The 16918-nt window shown below is 62.5% G+C and carries 15 protein-coding genes and 1 pseudogene; 11 read left to right on the top strand and 5 right to left on the bottom strand.

Annotation, left to right across the window (positions count from 1 at the left end; genetic code table 11):
• The 4 genes and pseudogenes from IPF36_RS34370 to IPF36_RS07810 all read right to left on the bottom strand — a co-directional run.
• Nucleotides 1–235, bottom strand: a pseudogene (locus IPF36_RS34370) (hypothetical protein); the annotation flags it as partial.
• 304 nt (nt 236–539) lie between these two features.
• Nucleotides 540–1112, bottom strand: coding sequence for a phasin family protein (locus IPF36_RS07820; protein WP_255519700.1), 573 nt, complete (start codon nt 1110–1112; stop codon nt 540–542).
• Nucleotides 1113–1313: 201 nt separating this feature from the next.
• On the bottom strand, nt 1314–1721 hold the full coding sequence (locus IPF36_RS07815; RefSeq protein WP_135705242.1) for an Hsp20/alpha crystallin family protein: 408 nt from the start codon (nt 1719–1721) through the stop codon (nt 1314–1316).
• A 15-nt stretch (nt 1722–1736) separates the two neighbouring features.
• Entirely contained in the window at nt 1737–2177 is a 441-nt protein-coding gene (locus tag IPF36_RS07810) for an Hsp20/alpha crystallin family protein (RefSeq protein ID WP_195427691.1), read from the bottom strand.
• A 971-nt stretch (nt 2178–3148) separates the two neighbouring features.
• Between IPF36_RS07810 and wecB the strand changes: the two genes are divergently transcribed.
• From wecB to IPF36_RS07755, 11 genes are all read left to right on the top strand, one after another.
• Nucleotides 3149–4333: a non-hydrolyzing UDP-N-acetylglucosamine 2-epimerase gene (wecB, locus tag IPF36_RS07805; RefSeq protein ID WP_195427690.1), complete on the top strand. Its 1185-nt coding sequence runs from the start codon at nt 3149–3151 to the stop codon at nt 4331–4333.
• Nucleotides 4334–4417: 84 nt separating this feature from the next.
• Entirely contained in the window at nt 4418–4792 is a 375-nt protein-coding gene (locus IPF36_RS07800) for a hypothetical protein (RefSeq protein ID WP_135705245.1), read from the top strand.
• Nucleotides 4793–4979: 187 nt separating this feature from the next.
• Nucleotides 4980–6758 carry a hypothetical protein gene (locus IPF36_RS07795; RefSeq protein ID WP_218959515.1) on the top strand — a complete coding sequence of 593 codons (1779 nt, stop codon included), beginning with the start codon at nt 4980–4982 and terminating at the stop codon, nt 6756–6758.
• Nucleotides 6759–7054: 296 nt separating this feature from the next.
• Nucleotides 7055–8428 (top strand): glycosyltransferase family 2 protein, encoded by a 1374-nt coding sequence (locus IPF36_RS07790; RefSeq protein ID WP_195427689.1) that lies wholly within the window; start codon nt 7055–7057, stop codon nt 8426–8428.
• A gap of 2 nt (nt 8429–8430) precedes the next feature.
• Complete coding sequence (locus tag IPF36_RS07785; RefSeq protein WP_195427688.1) at nt 8431–9507, top strand: hypothetical protein; 1077 nt, start codon at nt 8431–8433, stop codon at nt 9505–9507.
• Nucleotides 9508–9523: 16 nt separating this feature from the next.
• Complete coding sequence (locus IPF36_RS07780) at nt 9524–10525, top strand: hypothetical protein (RefSeq protein ID WP_240745971.1); 1002 nt, start codon at nt 9524–9526, stop codon at nt 10523–10525.
• A gap of 157 nt (nt 10526–10682) precedes the next feature.
• Nucleotides 10683–11522, top strand: a complete 840-nt coding sequence (locus IPF36_RS07775; protein ID WP_135705250.1) for a YaiO family outer membrane beta-barrel protein — start codon at nt 10683–10685, stop codon at nt 11520–11522.
• A gap of 2 nt (nt 11523–11524) precedes the next feature.
• Nucleotides 11525–12331, top strand: coding sequence for a hypothetical protein (locus IPF36_RS07770; RefSeq protein WP_135705251.1), 807 nt, complete (start codon nt 11525–11527; stop codon nt 12329–12331).
• Between the two features lie 577 nt (nt 12332–12908).
• Complete coding sequence (locus IPF36_RS07765; RefSeq protein ID WP_133096146.1) at nt 12909–14489, top strand: isocitrate lyase; 1581 nt, start codon at nt 12909–12911, stop codon at nt 14487–14489.
• A gap of 242 nt (nt 14490–14731) precedes the next feature.
• Complete coding sequence (locus tag IPF36_RS07760) at nt 14732–15130, top strand: helix-turn-helix transcriptional regulator (RefSeq protein ID WP_135705253.1); 399 nt, start codon at nt 14732–14734, stop codon at nt 15128–15130.
• 2 nt (nt 15131–15132) lie between these two features.
• Complete coding sequence (locus IPF36_RS07755) at nt 15133–16461, top strand: type II toxin-antitoxin system HipA family toxin (protein WP_195427687.1); 1329 nt, start codon at nt 15133–15135, stop codon at nt 16459–16461.
• Nucleotides 16462–16463: 2 nt separating this feature from the next.
• On the opposite strand, the gene IPF36_RS07750 is transcribed toward IPF36_RS07755, so the two are convergent.
• A complete protein-coding gene (locus IPF36_RS07750; RefSeq protein WP_195427686.1) occupies nt 16464–16874 on the bottom strand; it encodes a DUF1801 domain-containing protein in 411 nt (136 codons plus the stop codon).
• Nucleotides 16875–16918: the final 44 nt, after the last annotated feature.

The following is a 16918-nucleotide window of genomic DNA, read 5'->3' as shown; positions in this document are numbered from 1 at the left end:
TGCTCTGCCAATAAGGTTTCGACGACCTCGCGGAGCATGACGGCGTGATGCCCTGCCAGTGGCGCACAGACCAGCACAGCAGGTCTTGGATGGGAGGCGGCGGGGCCAAGAGCGCCCAGTGTGCCAGGTGGCGCCGCATGCTGTCGATGACTTCCCCCTGCCCCGCCCTCAGCCTGCTCACGCTAAAACGGTCCCGCAGGACGCGCATCAGGCCATGCGGCAGCTTGCGTGGCATCGACCATCGCTCGTCTAGCGGCCGCCGCAGGGAACGACGCGCACCAGCCGGCCGGTGCAATGGCTACTGGCTCGCGGCATCACTGTCGCCTTCACCACCCTTCTCCTGGTTCGCGGTCTTGCTCTCGTCTGGTTGCCGACCGTCTGCCGGAGTGGCTGCGCCACCAGAGATGAGACTGGCTTGGTCATCGCAACGCAACACTAAGGGAGAAGATGCCAATCTTGCATGTCGTCATCTTCCGAGCGATCGGTGGTCGTTGGCATGTTTCTCCCATCCGTCACGATGGCGTAAAGCCCACCAGACTTTAACGCTTCGCGGCAGCGCGGGCAGATGGGATGTTTGGCTTGTGCGCGGCCTTGGCAGCAACAGCGGCGGCACTGGCCACCTGGTTTTCCGCCAGTTCGACGGCTTGCCGCGTGGATTGCCGCAAGGATTCGCAGAAGGTGGCGCCGGAAAGCATGGCCGCCTGCCATGCGTCCAGCGCGCCTTTCGAGCCGGCCGGCGCACTTTGCATGAGCCTGTCGAAAATCTCCTGCAAACTGTGCTTGCTCGTTTCGTACTGGGCTTCGACCACCTTCTGGAAGTCGTCTCGGGTAGCCGCAGTGATTTCGTGTACCTGCTGCAGGAATACCCGAGATTTCTCTGCGGCTGACTCGACAGAGTTGGCCTGCAACGCAAAGAGTTCTTGAGGATCCCTGACAGCGAAAGCCTGCCGCATTATTTCCTGGTTGTCGGCGATGGTTTCTTTCATGGCCTGCATGCTCAAGTCACTTAGCCTCTGGAGCGCATCCAGGGCCTTCGTCGTCATGCCAAAGACGATATCCAAGGCTGCAGCTTGGGTTCCGTACGTGGGGTCGAGCTTGACGGCTGGCATCATGGTCTCCTTTGGGCTATCCCTCGCATCGGTCTCTGGAAAACCCTTGGCCCGTCTCGGGCCAAAGATGGCAAGCGGAGGACCGTTGCATCGGCTTCAGGCGCCAAAGCTTAGGAGAAGTGCGGGTCTAGTTCAAGCCGCTGGCGGCTAGTTCCAGCCGCTACGCGGCATGGCGCGTTCTCCCTGGCTTATCTCGGCCCGGACTCAGGAAACACTGACGTCGATGCGTCGCGGACGCGCGGCCTCACGGCGTGGAATCGTCAGCCTCAGCACGCCGTCCTGCAGATTCGCCTCGATCTTCGTCGAATCGAGATCGGGGCTCAGCGAGAACGCTCTCGCGAAACGCGGCTGCCGGATTTCAGCGTGTTGTACCCGCAGGCCCGAGGGCATCGATACGATTGCCTGCGCCTCGATATGAAGGTTCCCGTCATGGACGCTGACTTCCAGCTGGTCGCGGGTCACACCAGGCAGGTCCGCCCACAAGGTAACGCCGCCCGCATCCTCGACGATATCGACCGGCGGGAGCAACGTGACGGCAGGTGCCGCCTTTTCATCCTGGGCTTGTGCGACAGCACCTTGAGGCTGTGCAACGACTTGTTTCACCTCTGACATGGCATTCTCCCCGGTTCACTGGACGGTAATCGCGCGCGCCTTGGACGCTTCCCTCTTGCCCACGCTAATCGACAGGCAGCCGTTCGCGTAGTGGGCCTGAACCTTGTCAGGGTCGGCGCTTTGCGGCAGCTCGATGACGCGCCTGAATGAGCCAACGAAGCGCTCACGCGCATAGCGCTTGCTATCCGGCGAGTCGTCCGTACAGGAAGGACCGCGCTCCCCACTGATCGTCAGTAGCCCCTTGTCGATAGAGACCTCAAGGTTTTCCCGTTTCAGCCCGGGCGCGAACGCAACGATCTCGATGGTGTCGTCCGTCGACCCGATATTCACCGGCGGGAAAGCGCCGAAGCGCCCGGAGCGGATACTGGAGGGGAAGCCGCCAAACACGTCCGCCATCTGCCTTTGCAGGCGGTCGAGTTCACTGAAGAGATCGGCACCGAAAACTACGTGACTCATGGTCTTATCTCCTTCAAACCGCAAGGAGGCGAAGGGGCTTGCGCGCTCCCGTTCGCCTGCCTTGCCGGCCGAAACAAACAGAAACGCAGCGCGACGTCGCGACTGCTTGAGCCGGAAATAGAAGCAGTAAGTCAGATTTCAAGAGTACGGTAGGGCACTTAGGCGGAGGGCCTCGCATAAAGCACCCTCTCTGCGGTATCTAGGCTGCCACGCTCTGCCTAAGTATGTCGGATATGTGTGATCTGTACGCGAACGCGCTGGCGAGACTCTTCGACTGCTCGGCGTGCGTCAACCAATCCACGGGGGCGGTGTCCGTTATTAATAGGTTTTAAAACTAACTTGCATAAAATTTCATTCTTGAAACTACTTGACCGTCCCGCGTCGGGCTCGATTTGTGCTCCGCAAAGATATGATTGCGGACATCCCTGCACACGCGAGTAGCATTAGCTATTCACGCTTTGCCTTAGCCTGAGTGCTCATGCATTGTTTTTTCAGCCTTTGGGCACGCCATGCGGACCTGCTTTGGGATTTGCAAAGGTCGAATTCTGAAACAATTCTGAGGCACATTGGGTAGTGGTACCCACACCCGACATGCCCCGTGAGTGATGGCATGCGCGGCAAGCTCGCGCCGTTGATATCACCTCTTGACGTTTGGCCCCGCTCTGCCGTGCGGCAATGCAAACGTCTTAGATTCCTATCCAGATATTCCCTTGTAACAAAAATGCAACCATGCAGACGGCTCCGGTCGTCGGCACGGTTTGTTGCTCCCAAGAATTCGTAATGAATTCATCAGGCTACGAATGACTGGCACAACCATCGCTCGGTTATGTCGCGGCATGCATATCCCGACATAACAAAAAAGTGATTCAGGTCTACGCATCGCGGCTCAGCCTTGCGTTCAACGCCGGGCGGGACGACTGACCAGGCAAATCGTCCGCCAACCGACCGGCGAAGTAACCCAGAGACATCACATGCCGATGAAGGTCCTTGCTGTATTCGGAACTCGACCCGAGGCCATCAAGATGGCGCCGTTGATTCACCGGCTTCGGGAATCCAGCCATTTCGAGTTGCGGGTCTGCGTCACGGGCCAGCACCGTCTGATGCTGGACCAGGTACTTCGCCTCTTCGAAATCGTGCCGGACTATGACCTCAACGTCATCAGCCAGGGGCAAAGCCTGTCCGACATCACGACACGCGTACTGTCAGGCGTGCACATGGTCCTGGACCGTTTCCTGCCTGAGGCCCTGCTTGTCCACGGCGACACCACCACCACGCTGGCCGCCACGCTTGCAGCCTTCTATCGAAACGTCGCGATCGGCCACGTCGAAGCGGGACTGCGCACTGGCAATCTCAGCGCTCCTTGGCCGGAAGAAATGAATCGGCGCGTGACCGACGTGATGGCGTCCTGGCATTTCGCGCCGACGCAACAGGCGCAGGAAGCCTTGCTGCGCGAAGGCGTCGACCCGGCGCGCATCAGCCTGACCGGCAACACCGGCATCGACGCGCTGCTGCAGGTCAAGGCCAGGTTGGACGCCGATGCCGAAATGCGCGGCCGGCTGGCGAGCCGGTACCCATTCCTGGATGAGACGCGCCGAATGGTGCTGGTGACCGGACACCGGCGCGAAAACTTCGGTACACCATTCGAGCGGCTGTTCAGCGCGCTGCGCATGCTGGCGGACCGCAATCCGGATATCCAGATCGTCTATCCGGTGCATCTGAACCCGCGCGTGCAGGGTCCGGTGCAGGCGATCCTGAGCGGGCACCCCAGCATCCACCTGATCGATCCGCAGGACTACCTGCCCTTTGTGTTCCTGATGTCGCGCGCCTATCTGATCGTCACCGACTCCGGCGGCATCCAGGAAGAGGCGCCGGCCTTGGGCAAGCCGGTGCTGGTAACGCGGGAAACCACCGAGCGGCCGGAAGCCGTGGCCGCCGGTACCGCTCGGCTGGTCGGTACCGACCCTGCTCGCATCATCGCGGCCGCGGAGCACTTGCTGAACGACCCGACGGAGTACGCCTGCATGGCGCGCGCGCACAACCCGTTCGGCGACGGCCGCGCCAGCGAACGCATCGTCGGTGCGCTGCAGGCGGCGTCACCTGAGCCGTACCGGCAAGGTGGTGATGAAGCGGTCAACGTCAACGTCGCCACCCAGTAGTCAAGCGAAGCATCAACGAAGCCGGCGGCCGGGCGCCACGCCCCCGAAGCCGAATGGCCACCGCAAGCAGGAGGAACAAGGCAAATGAAGCGCTTACGTACTGCAACGAATACCGCAACGACTGTCGCAGCGGCGGGCACGTCCGCTACAGCCATCGTTGTGGTAGCCGCCGTCGCCCTGGCATGGACGCCTGCGCATGCCGCGTTGACCGAAGAAGCGGCAGCGACCGCGGCCAAGGCCCCGCTCTACCTGCCGGCGAGTCCGGCGGATCCGGGTGGGTTGAAGGGCTACAACCATAGCTTCCAGATTGACTTTGCCTACGAAGCGCAAGGGAAAGGCAAGAACAAGGAGCAAAAGGACAAGCTGAAGGCGATCAAGCCAAAGAAGGCCGTGTCCGGGCCGAAGGTGAAGTCGGGCACGTACACGCTTGCGCCGGCCCCGGGTGCCGAGCCGGATTGACGCACGCATGCACATGATGCCTGACGACATATCGGCTCCAGAAAGGTCGCCCGGAAGGGCTTTCCCCACGGTGGCCGCAATGCACGGCGAGGCAAATCAACATACATCGCGCTGGGAGAAGACCGTGTTCAACAAATCCAATTCGCTTCTGCGGCGAAGCAGTTGCCTGGCGCTCCGGGCCCTGCTGATGGTATTCGCGCTGGCGCTTACCGTGCCGGCCATGACGCACGCCGCGACCAACCAGATCGCGCTGCTGGTGCCCGATGGCTTTGCCCTTCCCGATCCGCGCGTGTCGGCATGGCTAGACGCCGCGCAGGAGGAAGGCCTCAAGATCACCGTTATCAACGACACCCAGTTCCAGCAGGGCACGACCCCAGCACAATTTTCCGGCGTGATCCTGCCAGACCAGGTGCACGTCAACGCCAGCGATGCGCTGATCGCCGCCCTCGAAACCTACACCACGCAGGGCGGCAGCCTGATGCTGGTGTACGACTTCGGCGCGCTCACCACCACAGGTTTCTATGCCGTCCCGAAAAGCCGGCTCAGCAATCTCGCAGGGGTCGACTACGTCCTCTATGACCAGTTGCTCGGCAACATGATCGGCGTGGGGCCGATCACCGGTTTGGGCAGCACGCTGCGGACCCTGCAGGTGCCGCCGGGCAAGTCGATGCTGTGGGACGCAGGCGCGACGGACCCGGTTGAAGGCGTCTCGGGCTATGTCTATGGCTTCCTGATTTATCCGAGCTTCGTGACGCAGGGAACCTATCCGGGCTCTGCCCTGATCACGTCGCCCAACTTCGGACTGGTGGCGGGCCTGCGCGATTTCGGCTCGGGGCGGGTGCTGTTCGTCAACACGCCGCTCTCTTACCTTAAGGGCCAGACCGACGGCATGCTGATGCACGGCTTCCTGCGCTATTTCGGCACCAACCTGATGAAGATGCCGCGGCTGTCCGCGCAGCCCAAGGCGCTTGGCGGGCTTGTGCTGAACTGGCACCTCTGCGCCGGCGACCAGATCGCACCCGCGGTGGAAATGAATACCTGGGGCACCTTCGACAATAGCAATAGCCCGTTCTCCATTTCCGTGACTGCGGGTCCTGACCACATCGACTTCGGCGACGGCAAGGGCGTCAACCTGTCGCAGAACACTTCGGCAAAGAATCTATTGCTGTCGCTGCAATCGAAGGGGCACAAGATCGGCAGCCATGGCGGATGGATCCATGACTACTGGGGTGCCAATGCGAGCGAGTCCAACCAGTCCTCCTTCGAGCAGTACCTGATGCTGAACAAGCAGAGCGTGGAAAGCGTGGCCGGACGCGCCGCGGTCGAGTACTCCGCGCCGCAAGGGAATACGCCCCAGTGGTCGGTCAACTGGATCGAAGCCAACGGCAACACCGGCTACTACTTTCTGGGTCACACCGGGATGGCGCCGACGCGCAGTTATCGCGATGGCGTACTGTCGAACAACACGATCCGCGCCTTTCCGGTGATGCCGTTCGGGCCGAACGCGACGTTCGAGGAGTTCCAGGAATTCAACGTGCCTGTGACCGACGTCAACACCTGGTACCGGCAGCTCATCGATTTCGTGGCGAAGAATCGCACCAGCCGGCTGATCTACATGCATCCGGCGGGCGCCATCCAGTACCCGAGGACGCTCAACGTCATCTTCAACAAGGCGGACAACGTGAAGGCAAACGGCAAGTTCAGCTGGTACACGATGGATACGCTGGCGCAGTTCGCGCAGCGGCGCCAGCAGACCGCCTGGCAAGCCACCGATAACGGCAATTCATGGGCTTTCCAGGCGACGCACCCGACGGACATGACCGACATGGCCTGGGTGCTGCCGCGTTCGGCATACACACAACCTGTCGTGACGCAGGGGCTAGCGCTGGTGACATGGGACACCAACAACTGGATTGTCACTTCCTTGGGAGGGACCTCGCTGGCCTTTGTCGCCGGCAAGCAGTAAAGGCACAGGGACTCACCGCGCCTGCCCCCCGGGACGGGCGCGCGGCATAAACACCCTGCGATGAGAAGGCAACGGAGGAGGTCGTCGACATGTGTGCGACGTATCGCATAGTGATTTCACTGAGCGGGCTGCTCTTTTTTGCGACGCCCGCCATGGCAGCAGCAGCCACGGAAGTTCCCAAGCACGGGAAGATTTTCTCCCGGGGTCCAGGAACCCCGGAAGATGCCACCAAACCGCTGCCCAGGCTCGTTGCGCACGATGCAGTCGCACCGTCCGGCGCAGCGGTGGACCTGGCAATGACGTCGCCCGACACGTTGGAAGAGCGCGCCGGTACGGCGCCGGCACTGCGCCCGCCGGCCCTGACCAAGCCAACGTCGATCGAGCCGCCGCCGGAACGCGCGGACGTGCAGGCCATCGTGCCGCCGCTGACGGCCATGCTCCTGCTGATCGTCGGCCTGGTGATCTTCTATGCCGTGCGCCACTACATGTTCACGCTAAACCGCTTGTTCGGCAGGCAACGCCATCCTTACCTGGACATCGACGTCGCGCACTGGCCCAGCCTCACCGTGCTGGTCGCCGCGCATAACGAAGAGGCAGTGATCGCCGGCTCGCTGCTATGCCTCTTGCACGCGGACTATCCGGCCGACCGGCTTACCATCATGCCCGTCAACGACCGATCCAGCGACTGTACGCGCGAAATCATCGATGACCTCGTGAAGCAGTACCCGGGACGCATCACACCGTTTCACCGTGCCAACGGCAAGCCCGGCAAGGCAGCCGCGCTCAAGGATGCCAGCGACGCCGTGGCCAGCGACATCATCGTCGTGTTCGACGCCGACTACCTTCCGCCGGTAAGCATGCTCAAGCAACTGGTGGCGCCGTTCTTCGACCCCGAAGTCGGCGCGACCATGGGCCGCGTCGTACCGTTGAACCTCGGTAGCAACCTGCTGACGCGGCTGCTCGATCTGGAGCGCTCCGGCGGCTATCAGGTCGACCAGCAGGCCCGCATGAACCTGAGCCTCGTCCCCCAGTATGGTGGCACCGTCGGCGGCGTCAGGATGCGGGCGTTACGCAGCGTCGGCGGCTGGCACGACGATGTACTGGCCGAAGACACCGACCTGACTTACCGGCTGCTGCTGGCCAACTGGAAGACTGTCTACCAGAACTGGTCGGAGTGCTATGAAGAAGTGCCCGAGACCTGGCCAGTGCGGGTGCGCCAGATCATGCGCTGGACCAAGGGCCACAACCAGGCGCTCTATCGGCACGGCTGGAAGATGGCCGTCTGCCGCAACCACGGTTTGTTCGAGAAGATCGACGGTGTGGCGCTGCTTGGCATCTACATGATGGCGCCGCTGATGTTGTTCGGCTGGCTGCTGGCCATCCTGCTGTACTACGCTGGTGGCCTGCCGCTGTTCGGTGAAGCGGTAATCCTGTTTGCGTTGATGTCGTACGGGACGCTGGGCAACTTTGCCGCCTTCTTCGAAATCGCCGCCGCCGTGTATCTGGACGGCAGCCGCGAGCGCATCCGCCTGCTGCCGATGAACTACTTCGGCTTCCTCGTCAGCATGCTGACCGTGTCGCGCGCCATTCTTGGTCAGCTCGCCTTCGACTATGTGCTCCGCCGCGAGTTGCGGTGGGACAAGACCACGCGTTATCGCCCAAGGAGCTGAACATGTGGGCCCTGCTGCTTAGCATCCTCACCATGCTGCTCTTCGGATTGCCGCTGATACCCGCAGTGCTTGAATGGCGACGCCGGCTCGATGTACGGCCGCTGGCAATCGATAGCGAACACACGCTGGATGTCGCGGCCGTCGCCGCGGACTTTCGTGCGATGGTCGGGCGGGGGGGGGCAAGGCAAGGCTTGCGTGGCCGACTTTACTCAGCCAACGCATTGCGGCCCCTGGTGCAGGTGACAGGCACCTTCATGCCCACGGCGGCGGAGGCGTTCATCGGCACTTGTGCGCGAACCATTGTCACCAGCGGCTCACTGGTGCTTCCTGACGGCTATACGTTTTCAAGGGACATCTACGGCCGGCGTGGCATCTCCACGGGCCGAAGGAATCGCATGCAGGTCCTGCTGTCCGAAGGCGAGATCCTGGTGCGCAGCGATAGCGAGGTGCAACGCTGGGCGCACGCCCGCACTGTCCATGTCGAGCCACGCTGCCGCTTGCTCGGACCGCTCTCCGCCCTCTACGCCATGCGGCTCGAAGAGGACTGCGAATTCACGTCTGTCAGCGCGGCGGAAATCGGTTTCGGCGGCCGTCACCTGGCCGCGCCGCCCGACATGGACGCCACCGCCCCACCCGGCGGAGACTGGGCGCATGAAGTGCTGAATCCCCCCTCCGAGCCCTCGGACGGCCGCTGGCTGGTAACGCACGATATGACATTTCCCGCCGGCACCTTGTATCGCGGTGACCTTATCGTGCAAGGCGACTTGTGGATCGGCTCCGGCGCGCGCGTGATCGGCAGCGTCAAGGCAAACGGCCGCATCTGGCTAGGCCCGCGGGTGCGCATTGACGGCGCACTGATTGCCGGGGGCGCCATTTCCATTGCCCGCGAGTGTGCCATCGCCGGGCCGGTGGCTGCCGAGCGCGAGATTGAAGTGGGGGCGCGCAGCGTTATCGGGGCGGCGAACAAGCGCACCACCGTGGTGGCGCCGGTGCTCCGCGTACGGGTCGGTACGGTGGTCTATGGGGCGGCATGCGCCCCGGAGAAAGGACGAGTCCTGGCCGATGTGGCCACCCCATGAAACCTCCCCACCTGCCATGAAAACCCTCCTTGTCCTGCTCCTGGCCCTTGCCACATACGTCCACCGGCCGGCGGACGCGGTCGAGCTCACGCTGACAGACTACCAGCGTCCCGACGGGGCGATCACCACCTATTTCGCCGGCGACTCGGTCGATCCCTACTTCGCGGCCAAGGCACTGCTGGCCGCGCAGGACGCCGGCATGACCACCCGAATTGCTGCGACCCGCTGGATTGCATGGCTATTGCCGCGCCAGCAAGCCGATGGCCGCTTCGACCGCTATTGCGAGCGGGGCCAACGCTTCGTCTCCTGCCAGGAGGCCGACGCCGACGATGCGCTGATGGCCGCCTGGATGGAACTGCTGGTCCGCAGCGCGCCGCCCAAGGGCATGCCGCCGGCGTGGCAGGCCAGCTTCGACAAGGCCAGCCGCTACCTGGACAGGCTGCGCGACCCGGGCTCCGGCGTCTACCACATCTCCGCCAGGCTTCCGGTGGCCCTGCTGATGGACAACGTCGAAGTCTCAAGCGCCTTCAAGGCGGCCAGCCTCTATCGGCAGCGCCATGGAGACGCCGTGGGCGCCGCTGCCTGGCAGCGCAAGGCCGAGCAGCTGGACAAGGACATCCTGCGCGTGTTCTGGCGCGCTAGCCGCTACCTCGTCAGCACCCAGCCGCGCGAACAGTTCGAGTTCTATCCCGACGCCGTCGCGCAGATCTTCCCCATCCTGGGCGATATCCATCCCGCCGGCCGATCCCATGTCGTCGCTTACCAGTCGTGGATGAAAGAGAACCGCTGGGCCTGGTTGCAGATGTCAGAGGTTGATTTCCCCTGGGGACTGGTGGCCCTGGTAGCTGACCGGATGGGAGACAAGGATGCCATCACTTGCTGGCGCCTGCGTTCCATCCAGTTCCGCCATGGCAAGCACTGGAATGTGTTGGAAGAGGCGCTATACCTGGCATTCGAATCGCGCCTGACCCCTGAGCAGGCGATCGCTCCGCCTGCCCCGGGCCTGCGGTGTCGATGACTCACCCCGGACCAGACATGCAAGAAGGCGACAAAATGAGCCGGACTTTATCGACCGATCGCCGCGAGGCGGTGTATGGTGTGTCTGCAGCTTGCGGGCCGGAGGGTCCTGTCAGGCCCCTCCGGGCGACATCGATCAGAAAATCCACAGGATTCCCATGGCGAAACCCCCGGATACAAGAATTCACGGCGCCCAAGCCCTGCCCTTGATGGGCATGCTCGCACTGCTTGCCACCACCGATGTTCGCGCGCAGGCTGAAGCCACCCCTCCCCGGACCTTCGTGCCCTTGCTCACGGGTTTCATCGAAGGTGGTCTTGGGCACGCCAACCTCACTGGCGACAATGCCAGCTGGAACGACCAGTACCTGCGAGGCGGAGTCAACCTGACCCCGAAGGATTACGTGACTGGCGAAATCAGCCACCAGAGCCACTTTGGCGACCAGGGTACATTCTTCGGTCTGGGCTATACCCGCACCTTCAACGAGGACTGGTACGGCTTCCTGAGCGCCGGCACCAGCGCGGGCGGCTTCTTCCTGCCCGAGGTTCGGGTCGATGGCCTTATCTTCCGCAAGCTGCTCGAGAAGAAGAACCTGGTGGTCAACGCCGGTTTTACCTACTACCGCGCCAAGGAAGTCTATACCGACAAGACCTTGCTGCTCGGCCTGATCTACTATTTTGACGCGCCGTGGATCATCCAGCTTAACGCACGGCTCAATCGCAGCGATCCTGGCAATGTCCGCTCGAATCGCGGCATCGTCGCGGTAACTTACGGACGCGACAAGGACCAGTTCATCACCCTGAAATACGACGGCGGTAGTGAAGCCTACCAGCTCACCGGCGAGCAGGCCCTGCTGAGTGACTTCAACAGTCATGAAGTGTCGCTGACGTGGCGCAAATGGTTCACCAAGCGCTACGGCATCAACCTTCGAGCCATTTACTACGACAACCCGTCCTACACGCGCAAGCAAGCGGAAATCGGTGTCTTCGCGGAGTTCTAGCCATGGCACAACCTACCGGCCACACTGCAGCCACACACGACCAAAGCGACGCCCTCGGCCTGAGCATTCTCTGTCTGGCCAGGCATCGCTCGCTGGACCATCTGACGCTGTCCGTCACCTCCCTTGCGGCTATCCTGCTGGTGCCGGTGGCATTCAATTTGGGCGAATGGCTGCTGCGCGACCGTATCAGCGGGCTCTGGGCTGCCGTGCTGCGCTTCTGGGTTGACAAGCTCGGGATCGAAGGCAGCGTCATCGAACAACTGACGCGGGTAGCGTGGTTCGACTTCAACCTGCCCTACACCGATGTCGTGGCCCCTGCGCCGGACGTGCTGACCTGGTGTGTATCGCTGGTCGCCACGCTGGTTGTCTGCCTGATGGCGCTCCGGATACGCGACAAGTACCTGCCACTGCGGTACTTCCTGCTGTTCGCTGTGTTCATCCAGGCCACAGCACTGTTGTTTTTCGCGGTGGCGCCACAGAGTTTTCCGTACACTGCCAGCAGGTATGTGGACAACGGCGTCAAGACCTGCGCGAGCTTCCTGTTCCTGTTGCCATGGGGGCATGCGCTGGTCTACTACATCTTTGACTTCTCCTGGCCGAAGAAGATATTCCTGACGCTACTCACGCTTTTGTTCGTGGTGATCGCAGTGCCGATGCAGCTAGCGCTACACGTCTATCTGATGGTGACCTGTTCGCTGCTGATGATGCCGCTCCTGTCGTTTGTATTCGGGCCAACGATGCTGGTGTTCGGATGCATTGCGTTGTATGGCTGGGCGATGAGTTGGGAGAGGATCGAGCGGGCCGTATAAAGCGCGTGGCATCGTTACGATAACGTTGGCAGAAGCGCTTTAAGCAATGTCTTCCGGCCATCTACTCTGCATGGGCGGTACGAAATCGAATAGCGCCTGAAACGGGCATCCGATGGCGATGCTGGGCTGCTGCGATGCAAACCTTGACCAGCCGGTTCTGCAGCGTGGCGTTCATTCGCTCGACCCGGCCTTGGCCGGGCTCCTGCACATCGCAACTCCTCCTCAACCTGCTTTCCGATGCCATCAAGTACAGGCGGGACCTTGGACCTAGCGAGATCGCACTTGGGCGGCGTGCCACTGTTGCCCGAATGCGTGAACTGAAAGCTGATTTCACATTATGGAATCCACGCCAGTTTTTCACAGCATTGCTTTTCGTTGCTTGAAAACCCGTTCCACATCGCAAAATTTACTTCCTATCTCATTGAAAAATAAAGAAAAACTAACTCTTATGTCTTATATAAGACCTTGCCGCAACGCATCAAGTACGCCCTACAATAAGTCCACGCTGCTTGCTTCGACATCCGTAGCGGCACACTCGACCATTTTTTCAAACGCTCCCTACCCCTAGGAAATTCACATGGCCCAGTATCAAGACGACATCAAGGCAGTTGCTGCTTTGAAAGAGAACAACGGCAGCGCGTGGAATGCCATCAATCCCGAGTATGCCGCCCGCATGCGTGCCCAGAACAAGTTCAAGACGGGCCTGGACATCGCCAAGTACACCGCCAAAATCATGCGCGCCGACATGGCCGCCTACGATGCGGACTCGTCCAAGTACACCCAGTCGCTGGGCTGCTGGCACGGCTTCATCGGCCAGCAGAAGATGATCTCCATCAAGAAGCACTTCAACAGCACCGAGCGCCGCTACCTGTACCTGTCCGGCTGGATGGTGGCCGCGCTGCGCTCCGAGTTCGGCCCGCTGCCGGACCAGTCGATGCACGAAAAGACCTCTGTCAGCGCGTTGATCCGCGAGCTGTACACCTTCCTGCGCCAGGCCGACGCCCGTGAACTGGGCGGCCTGTTCCGCGAGCTGGATGCTGCCCAAGGCGCTGCCAAGGCCGCCATCCAGGCGAAAATCGACAATCACGTCACCCACGTCGTGCCCATCATCGCCGACATCGACGCGGGTTTCGGCAACGCCGAAGCCACTTACCTGCTGGCCAAGCAGTTCATCGAAGCGGGTGCATGCTGCATCCAGATCGAGAACCAGGTGTCCGACGAGAAGCAATGCGGCCACCAGGATGGCAAAGTCACCGTGCCGCACGAGGACTTCCTGGCCAAGATCCGCGCCATCCGCTACGCCTTCCTGGAACTGGGCGTGGACGACGGCATCATCGTGGCCCGTACCGACTCGCTGGGTGCCGGCCTGACCAAGCAGATCGCCGTGACCCACACGCCGGGCGACCTGGGCGACCAATACAACTCCTTCCTCGATTGCGACGAACTGTCGGCCGACCAACTGGGCAACGGTGATGTCATCATCAAGCGCGACGGCAAGCTGCTGCGTCCCAAGCGCCTGCCGAGCAACCTGTTCCAGTTCCGCGCCGGCACGGGCGAAGCGCGCTGCGTGCTGGATTGCGTCACCGCCCTGCAGAACGGCGCCGACCTGCTGTGGATCGAAACCGAAAAGCCGCATATCGCCCAGATCGGCGGCATGGTCAGCGAGATTCGCAAGGTCATCCCGAACGCCAAGCTGGTTTACAACAACAGCCCGTCGTTCAACTGGACCCTGAACTTCCGCCAGCAGGCGTATGACGCGATGAAGGCCGCGGGCAAGGATGTGTCGGCCTACGATCGCAGCCAGCTGATGAGCGTGGAATACGATGACAGCGAACTGGCGAAGCTCGCCGACGAAAAGATCCGCACCTTCCAGGCAGACGCGTCGCGCGAAGCCGGCATTTTCCACCACCTCATCACGCTGCCGACCTACCACACCGCCGCACTGTCGACCGACAACCTGGCCAAGGAATACTTCGGCGACCAGGGCATGCTGGGTTATGTGGCTGGCGTGCAGCGCAAGGAAATCCGTCAGGGCATCGCCTGCGTCAAGCACCAGAACATGTCCGGCTCGGACATCGGTGACGACCACAAGGAGTATTTCAGCGGCGAAGCGGCCCTGAAAGCGGCGGGTAAAGACAACACCATGAACCAGTTCTGATACCAGTCATACCCCAGGCAAAACGCCAACCCATAACGGGTTGGCGTTTTTTTTGTCCGGCGATAACGCCGTGCGTGGGTTCTACCCCTGGGGCCACACAGGCGATTCCCTGTTTTCACAATACACAGGTCAAATCCTGTATTTTCAAGATACAGGCTACAGCTTGTAAAACATCAAAACAGGCTATATCCTGTACATCATCAGCAACTCATGGCCTGCCATCCGGGACGGCAGGCGGCGCCATGCAATATCCCATCCATACCCTCACCCAGCTGCGGCCGATCCTGCAGGGCTTCAGGAAGTCCAGGGGCCTGACGCAGGCCAGGATGGCGGCTTACCTGGGCGTCAGGCAGCAGACCTACGCCGAGCTGGAAGCCAACCCCGCCGCGGCCAGCGTCGAGCGGCTGTTCAAGGCACTGCGCGTGCTCGGCGTGGAGATGGTGCTGTCCCCTGCCCCGGATACCCAGGTGTCCCAGGTGCCCCAAGTGCAGCCGGAACCTGTGCAAGAGACAAGTCCCGCCTCCCTGCCGGCAAGCAAGGCTGCCCGCAAGGCAACAACGGAACAGCCGAAAAAGCCCGCTGGCGGCAAGGCAAGCCGCGCCGCCCGCAAGAGCACCAGGCCACAGCGGGAGGATTGGTAGCCATGGCGCGCGGCACGCAGGCGAGGCGTCTCGATCTGTGGATGAACGGGTTGCCGGTGGGTCACTGGGAAACCACGCCCGCCGGCGACCGGCTGGCCTATCGCGAGGACTGGATTGCCGACCCGCAAGGCCGGCCGCTGTCCCTGTCATTGCCCTTTACGCCGGGCAACCAGCCACACCGCGGGCCCGTCGTCGCCAACTATTTCGACAACCTGCTGCCCGACAGCGATGCCATCAGGCGGCGCATCGCGGCCCGGTACCGGACCGGCGGGACCGACGCCTTCGCGCTGCTGGCCAAGCTCGGCCGCGACTGTGCCGGCGCCCTCCAGATGCTGCCGCCGCAGGAGGCACCGACGGCGTTGAAGCGCGTCCAGGGCCGCCCGCTGTCGGAGACCGAGATCGCCACCCTGCTGCATGAGGCCACGGCCGAGCCCGTGCTCGGGCTGCGCGAGCCCATCGATGACCTGCGCCTGTCCATCGCCGGCGCGCAGGAGAAGACCGCGCTGCTGCGCTGGGGCGGGCACTGGCTGTTGCCGCAAGGCAGTACGCCTACCACGCATATCTTCAAGCTGCCGATGGGACTGGTGGGCAATATGCGCGCCGACATGCGGACCTCGGTGGAAAACGAATGGCTCTGCGCCAGGATCGTCGCCGCCTTTGGCCTGCCGGTCGCTGCCTGCGAGATCGCGCGCTTCGGGGATGTCAAGGCACTGGTGGTCGAACGCTTCGACCGCAAGCCTTCGGCCGACGGTTCCTGGCTGCTGCGCCTGCCGCAGGAAGACATGTGCCAGGCCACCGGGACGTCGGCATTGCAGAAGTACGAGTCGGACGGCGGGCCCGGCATCCAGCAGATCGCCGACATCCTCTCCGGCTCGCGCTCGGCGCTGGCCGATCGCCGCAACTTCTTCCTTGCGCAGATCGTCTTCTGGCTGCTTGCCGCCACCGATGGCCATGGCAAGAACTTCAGCATCAGCCATCTGCCGGGCAGCCGCTATGAGGCGACGCCGCTGTACGACATCCTGTCGGCGCATCCGATCATCGGCAGGGGCAAGAACCAGGTGGCGCCGCAACGGGCCCGGCTGGCGATGGCGTTGCACGGCAAGAATTCGCACTACGCCATCCAGGAGATCCAGCGGCGACACTGGTTTGCCCAGGGACAGCGCATCGGCTTCTCGCCCGACGACGTCGGGTCGATGCTCGACGAGGTCGTGTCGCAGACCGGCCGGGCCATCGACGCCGCCGCTTCCGCGCTGCCGCCGGAATTCCCCCTGGACCTGGCCGATGCGATCTTCGACGGCATGCGCCGGCAGCAGCGGCGCCTTGCTGCCTGAGGCTAGCGCCTGCGCGTGGACTGGTTCAGCGCCACGGCGGCGCGGACCAGTGTCTTCAGCGCTTTCTCGTCGATCTTGTCGCCTTCCTGGAAATCGATGGCGCGCCGGGTGTTGCCCTCCAGGCTGGCGTTGAACAGGCCGGCGGGATCGTCCAGCGCCGCGCCCCTGGCGAAGGTCATCTTGACGACGTTCTTGTAGGTCTCGCCGGTGCAAATGATGCCGTCGTGCGACCAGACCGGGACGCCGCGCCATTTCCATTCCTCGACGACTTCGGGGTCGGCTTCCCTGACCAGCGCGCGCAGCCGGCCGAGCATCTGGCCGCGCCAGTCGCCGAGCTCGCGGATCCTGGCATCGATCAGCTCGGAAGCCGGAATGCTGTCCTGGCTGCTGTCCTGCGCTTCGCTCTTTTTCATGGCGGTTCTCCTCAAGCGGATACCGTGCCCGCGGCACATGGCTG

The sequence above is a fragment of the Cupriavidus sp. IK-TO18 genome (genome assembly GCF_015549295.1).
GTDB classification, from domain to species: Bacteria; Pseudomonadota; Gammaproteobacteria; order Burkholderiales; family Burkholderiaceae; genus Cupriavidus; species Cupriavidus oxalaticus_A.
This window is presented reverse-complemented; position numbering and strand designations above follow the sequence as displayed.

Excerpts from the sequence above, each read along its gene's own strand:
- IPF36_RS07820 (WP_255519700.1), bottom strand. The coding sequence starts at position 1,112 with ATGATGCCAGCCGTCAAGCTCGACCCCACGTACGGAACCCAAGCTGCA.
- IPF36_RS07800 (WP_135705245.1), top strand. The coding sequence starts at position 4,418 with ATGAAGCGCTTACGTACTGCAACGAATACCGCAACGACTGTCGCAGCG.
- IPF36_RS07760 (WP_135705253.1), top strand. The coding sequence starts at position 14,732 with ATGCAATATCCCATCCATACCCTCACCCAGCTGCGGCCGATCCTGCAG.
- IPF36_RS07810 (WP_195427691.1), bottom strand. The coding sequence starts at position 2,177 with ATGAGTCACGTAGTTTTCGGTGCCGATCTCTTCAGTGAACTCGACCGC.
- wecB (WP_195427690.1), top strand. The coding sequence starts at position 3,149 with ATGCCGATGAAGGTCCTTGCTGTATTCGGAACTCGACCCGAGGCCATC.
- IPF36_RS07765 (WP_133096146.1), top strand. The coding sequence starts at position 12,909 with ATGGCCCAGTATCAAGACGACATCAAGGCAGTTGCTGCTTTGAAAGAG.
- IPF36_RS07780 (WP_240745971.1), top strand. The coding sequence starts at position 9,524 with ATGAAAACCCTCCTTGTCCTGCTCCTGGCCCTTGCCACATACGTCCAC.
- IPF36_RS07790 (WP_195427689.1), top strand. The coding sequence starts at position 7,055 with ATGACGTCGCCCGACACGTTGGAAGAGCGCGCCGGTACGGCGCCGGCA.
- IPF36_RS07795 (WP_218959515.1), top strand. The coding sequence starts at position 4,980 with ATGGTATTCGCGCTGGCGCTTACCGTGCCGGCCATGACGCACGCCGCG.
- IPF36_RS07750 (WP_195427686.1), bottom strand. The coding sequence starts at position 16,874 with ATGAAAAAGAGCGAAGCGCAGGACAGCAGCCAGGACAGCATTCCGGCT.
- IPF36_RS07755 (WP_195427687.1), top strand. The coding sequence starts at position 15,133 with ATGGCGCGCGGCACGCAGGCGAGGCGTCTCGATCTGTGGATGAACGGG.
- IPF36_RS07770 (WP_135705251.1), top strand. The coding sequence starts at position 11,525 with ATGGCACAACCTACCGGCCACACTGCAGCCACACACGACCAAAGCGAC.
- IPF36_RS07785 (WP_195427688.1), top strand. The coding sequence starts at position 8,431 with ATGTGGGCCCTGCTGCTTAGCATCCTCACCATGCTGCTCTTCGGATTG.
- IPF36_RS07815 (WP_135705242.1), bottom strand. The coding sequence starts at position 1,721 with ATGTCAGAGGTGAAACAAGTCGTTGCACAGCCTCAAGGTGCTGTCGCA.
- IPF36_RS07775 (WP_135705250.1), top strand. The coding sequence starts at position 10,683 with ATGGCGAAACCCCCGGATACAAGAATTCACGGCGCCCAAGCCCTGCCC.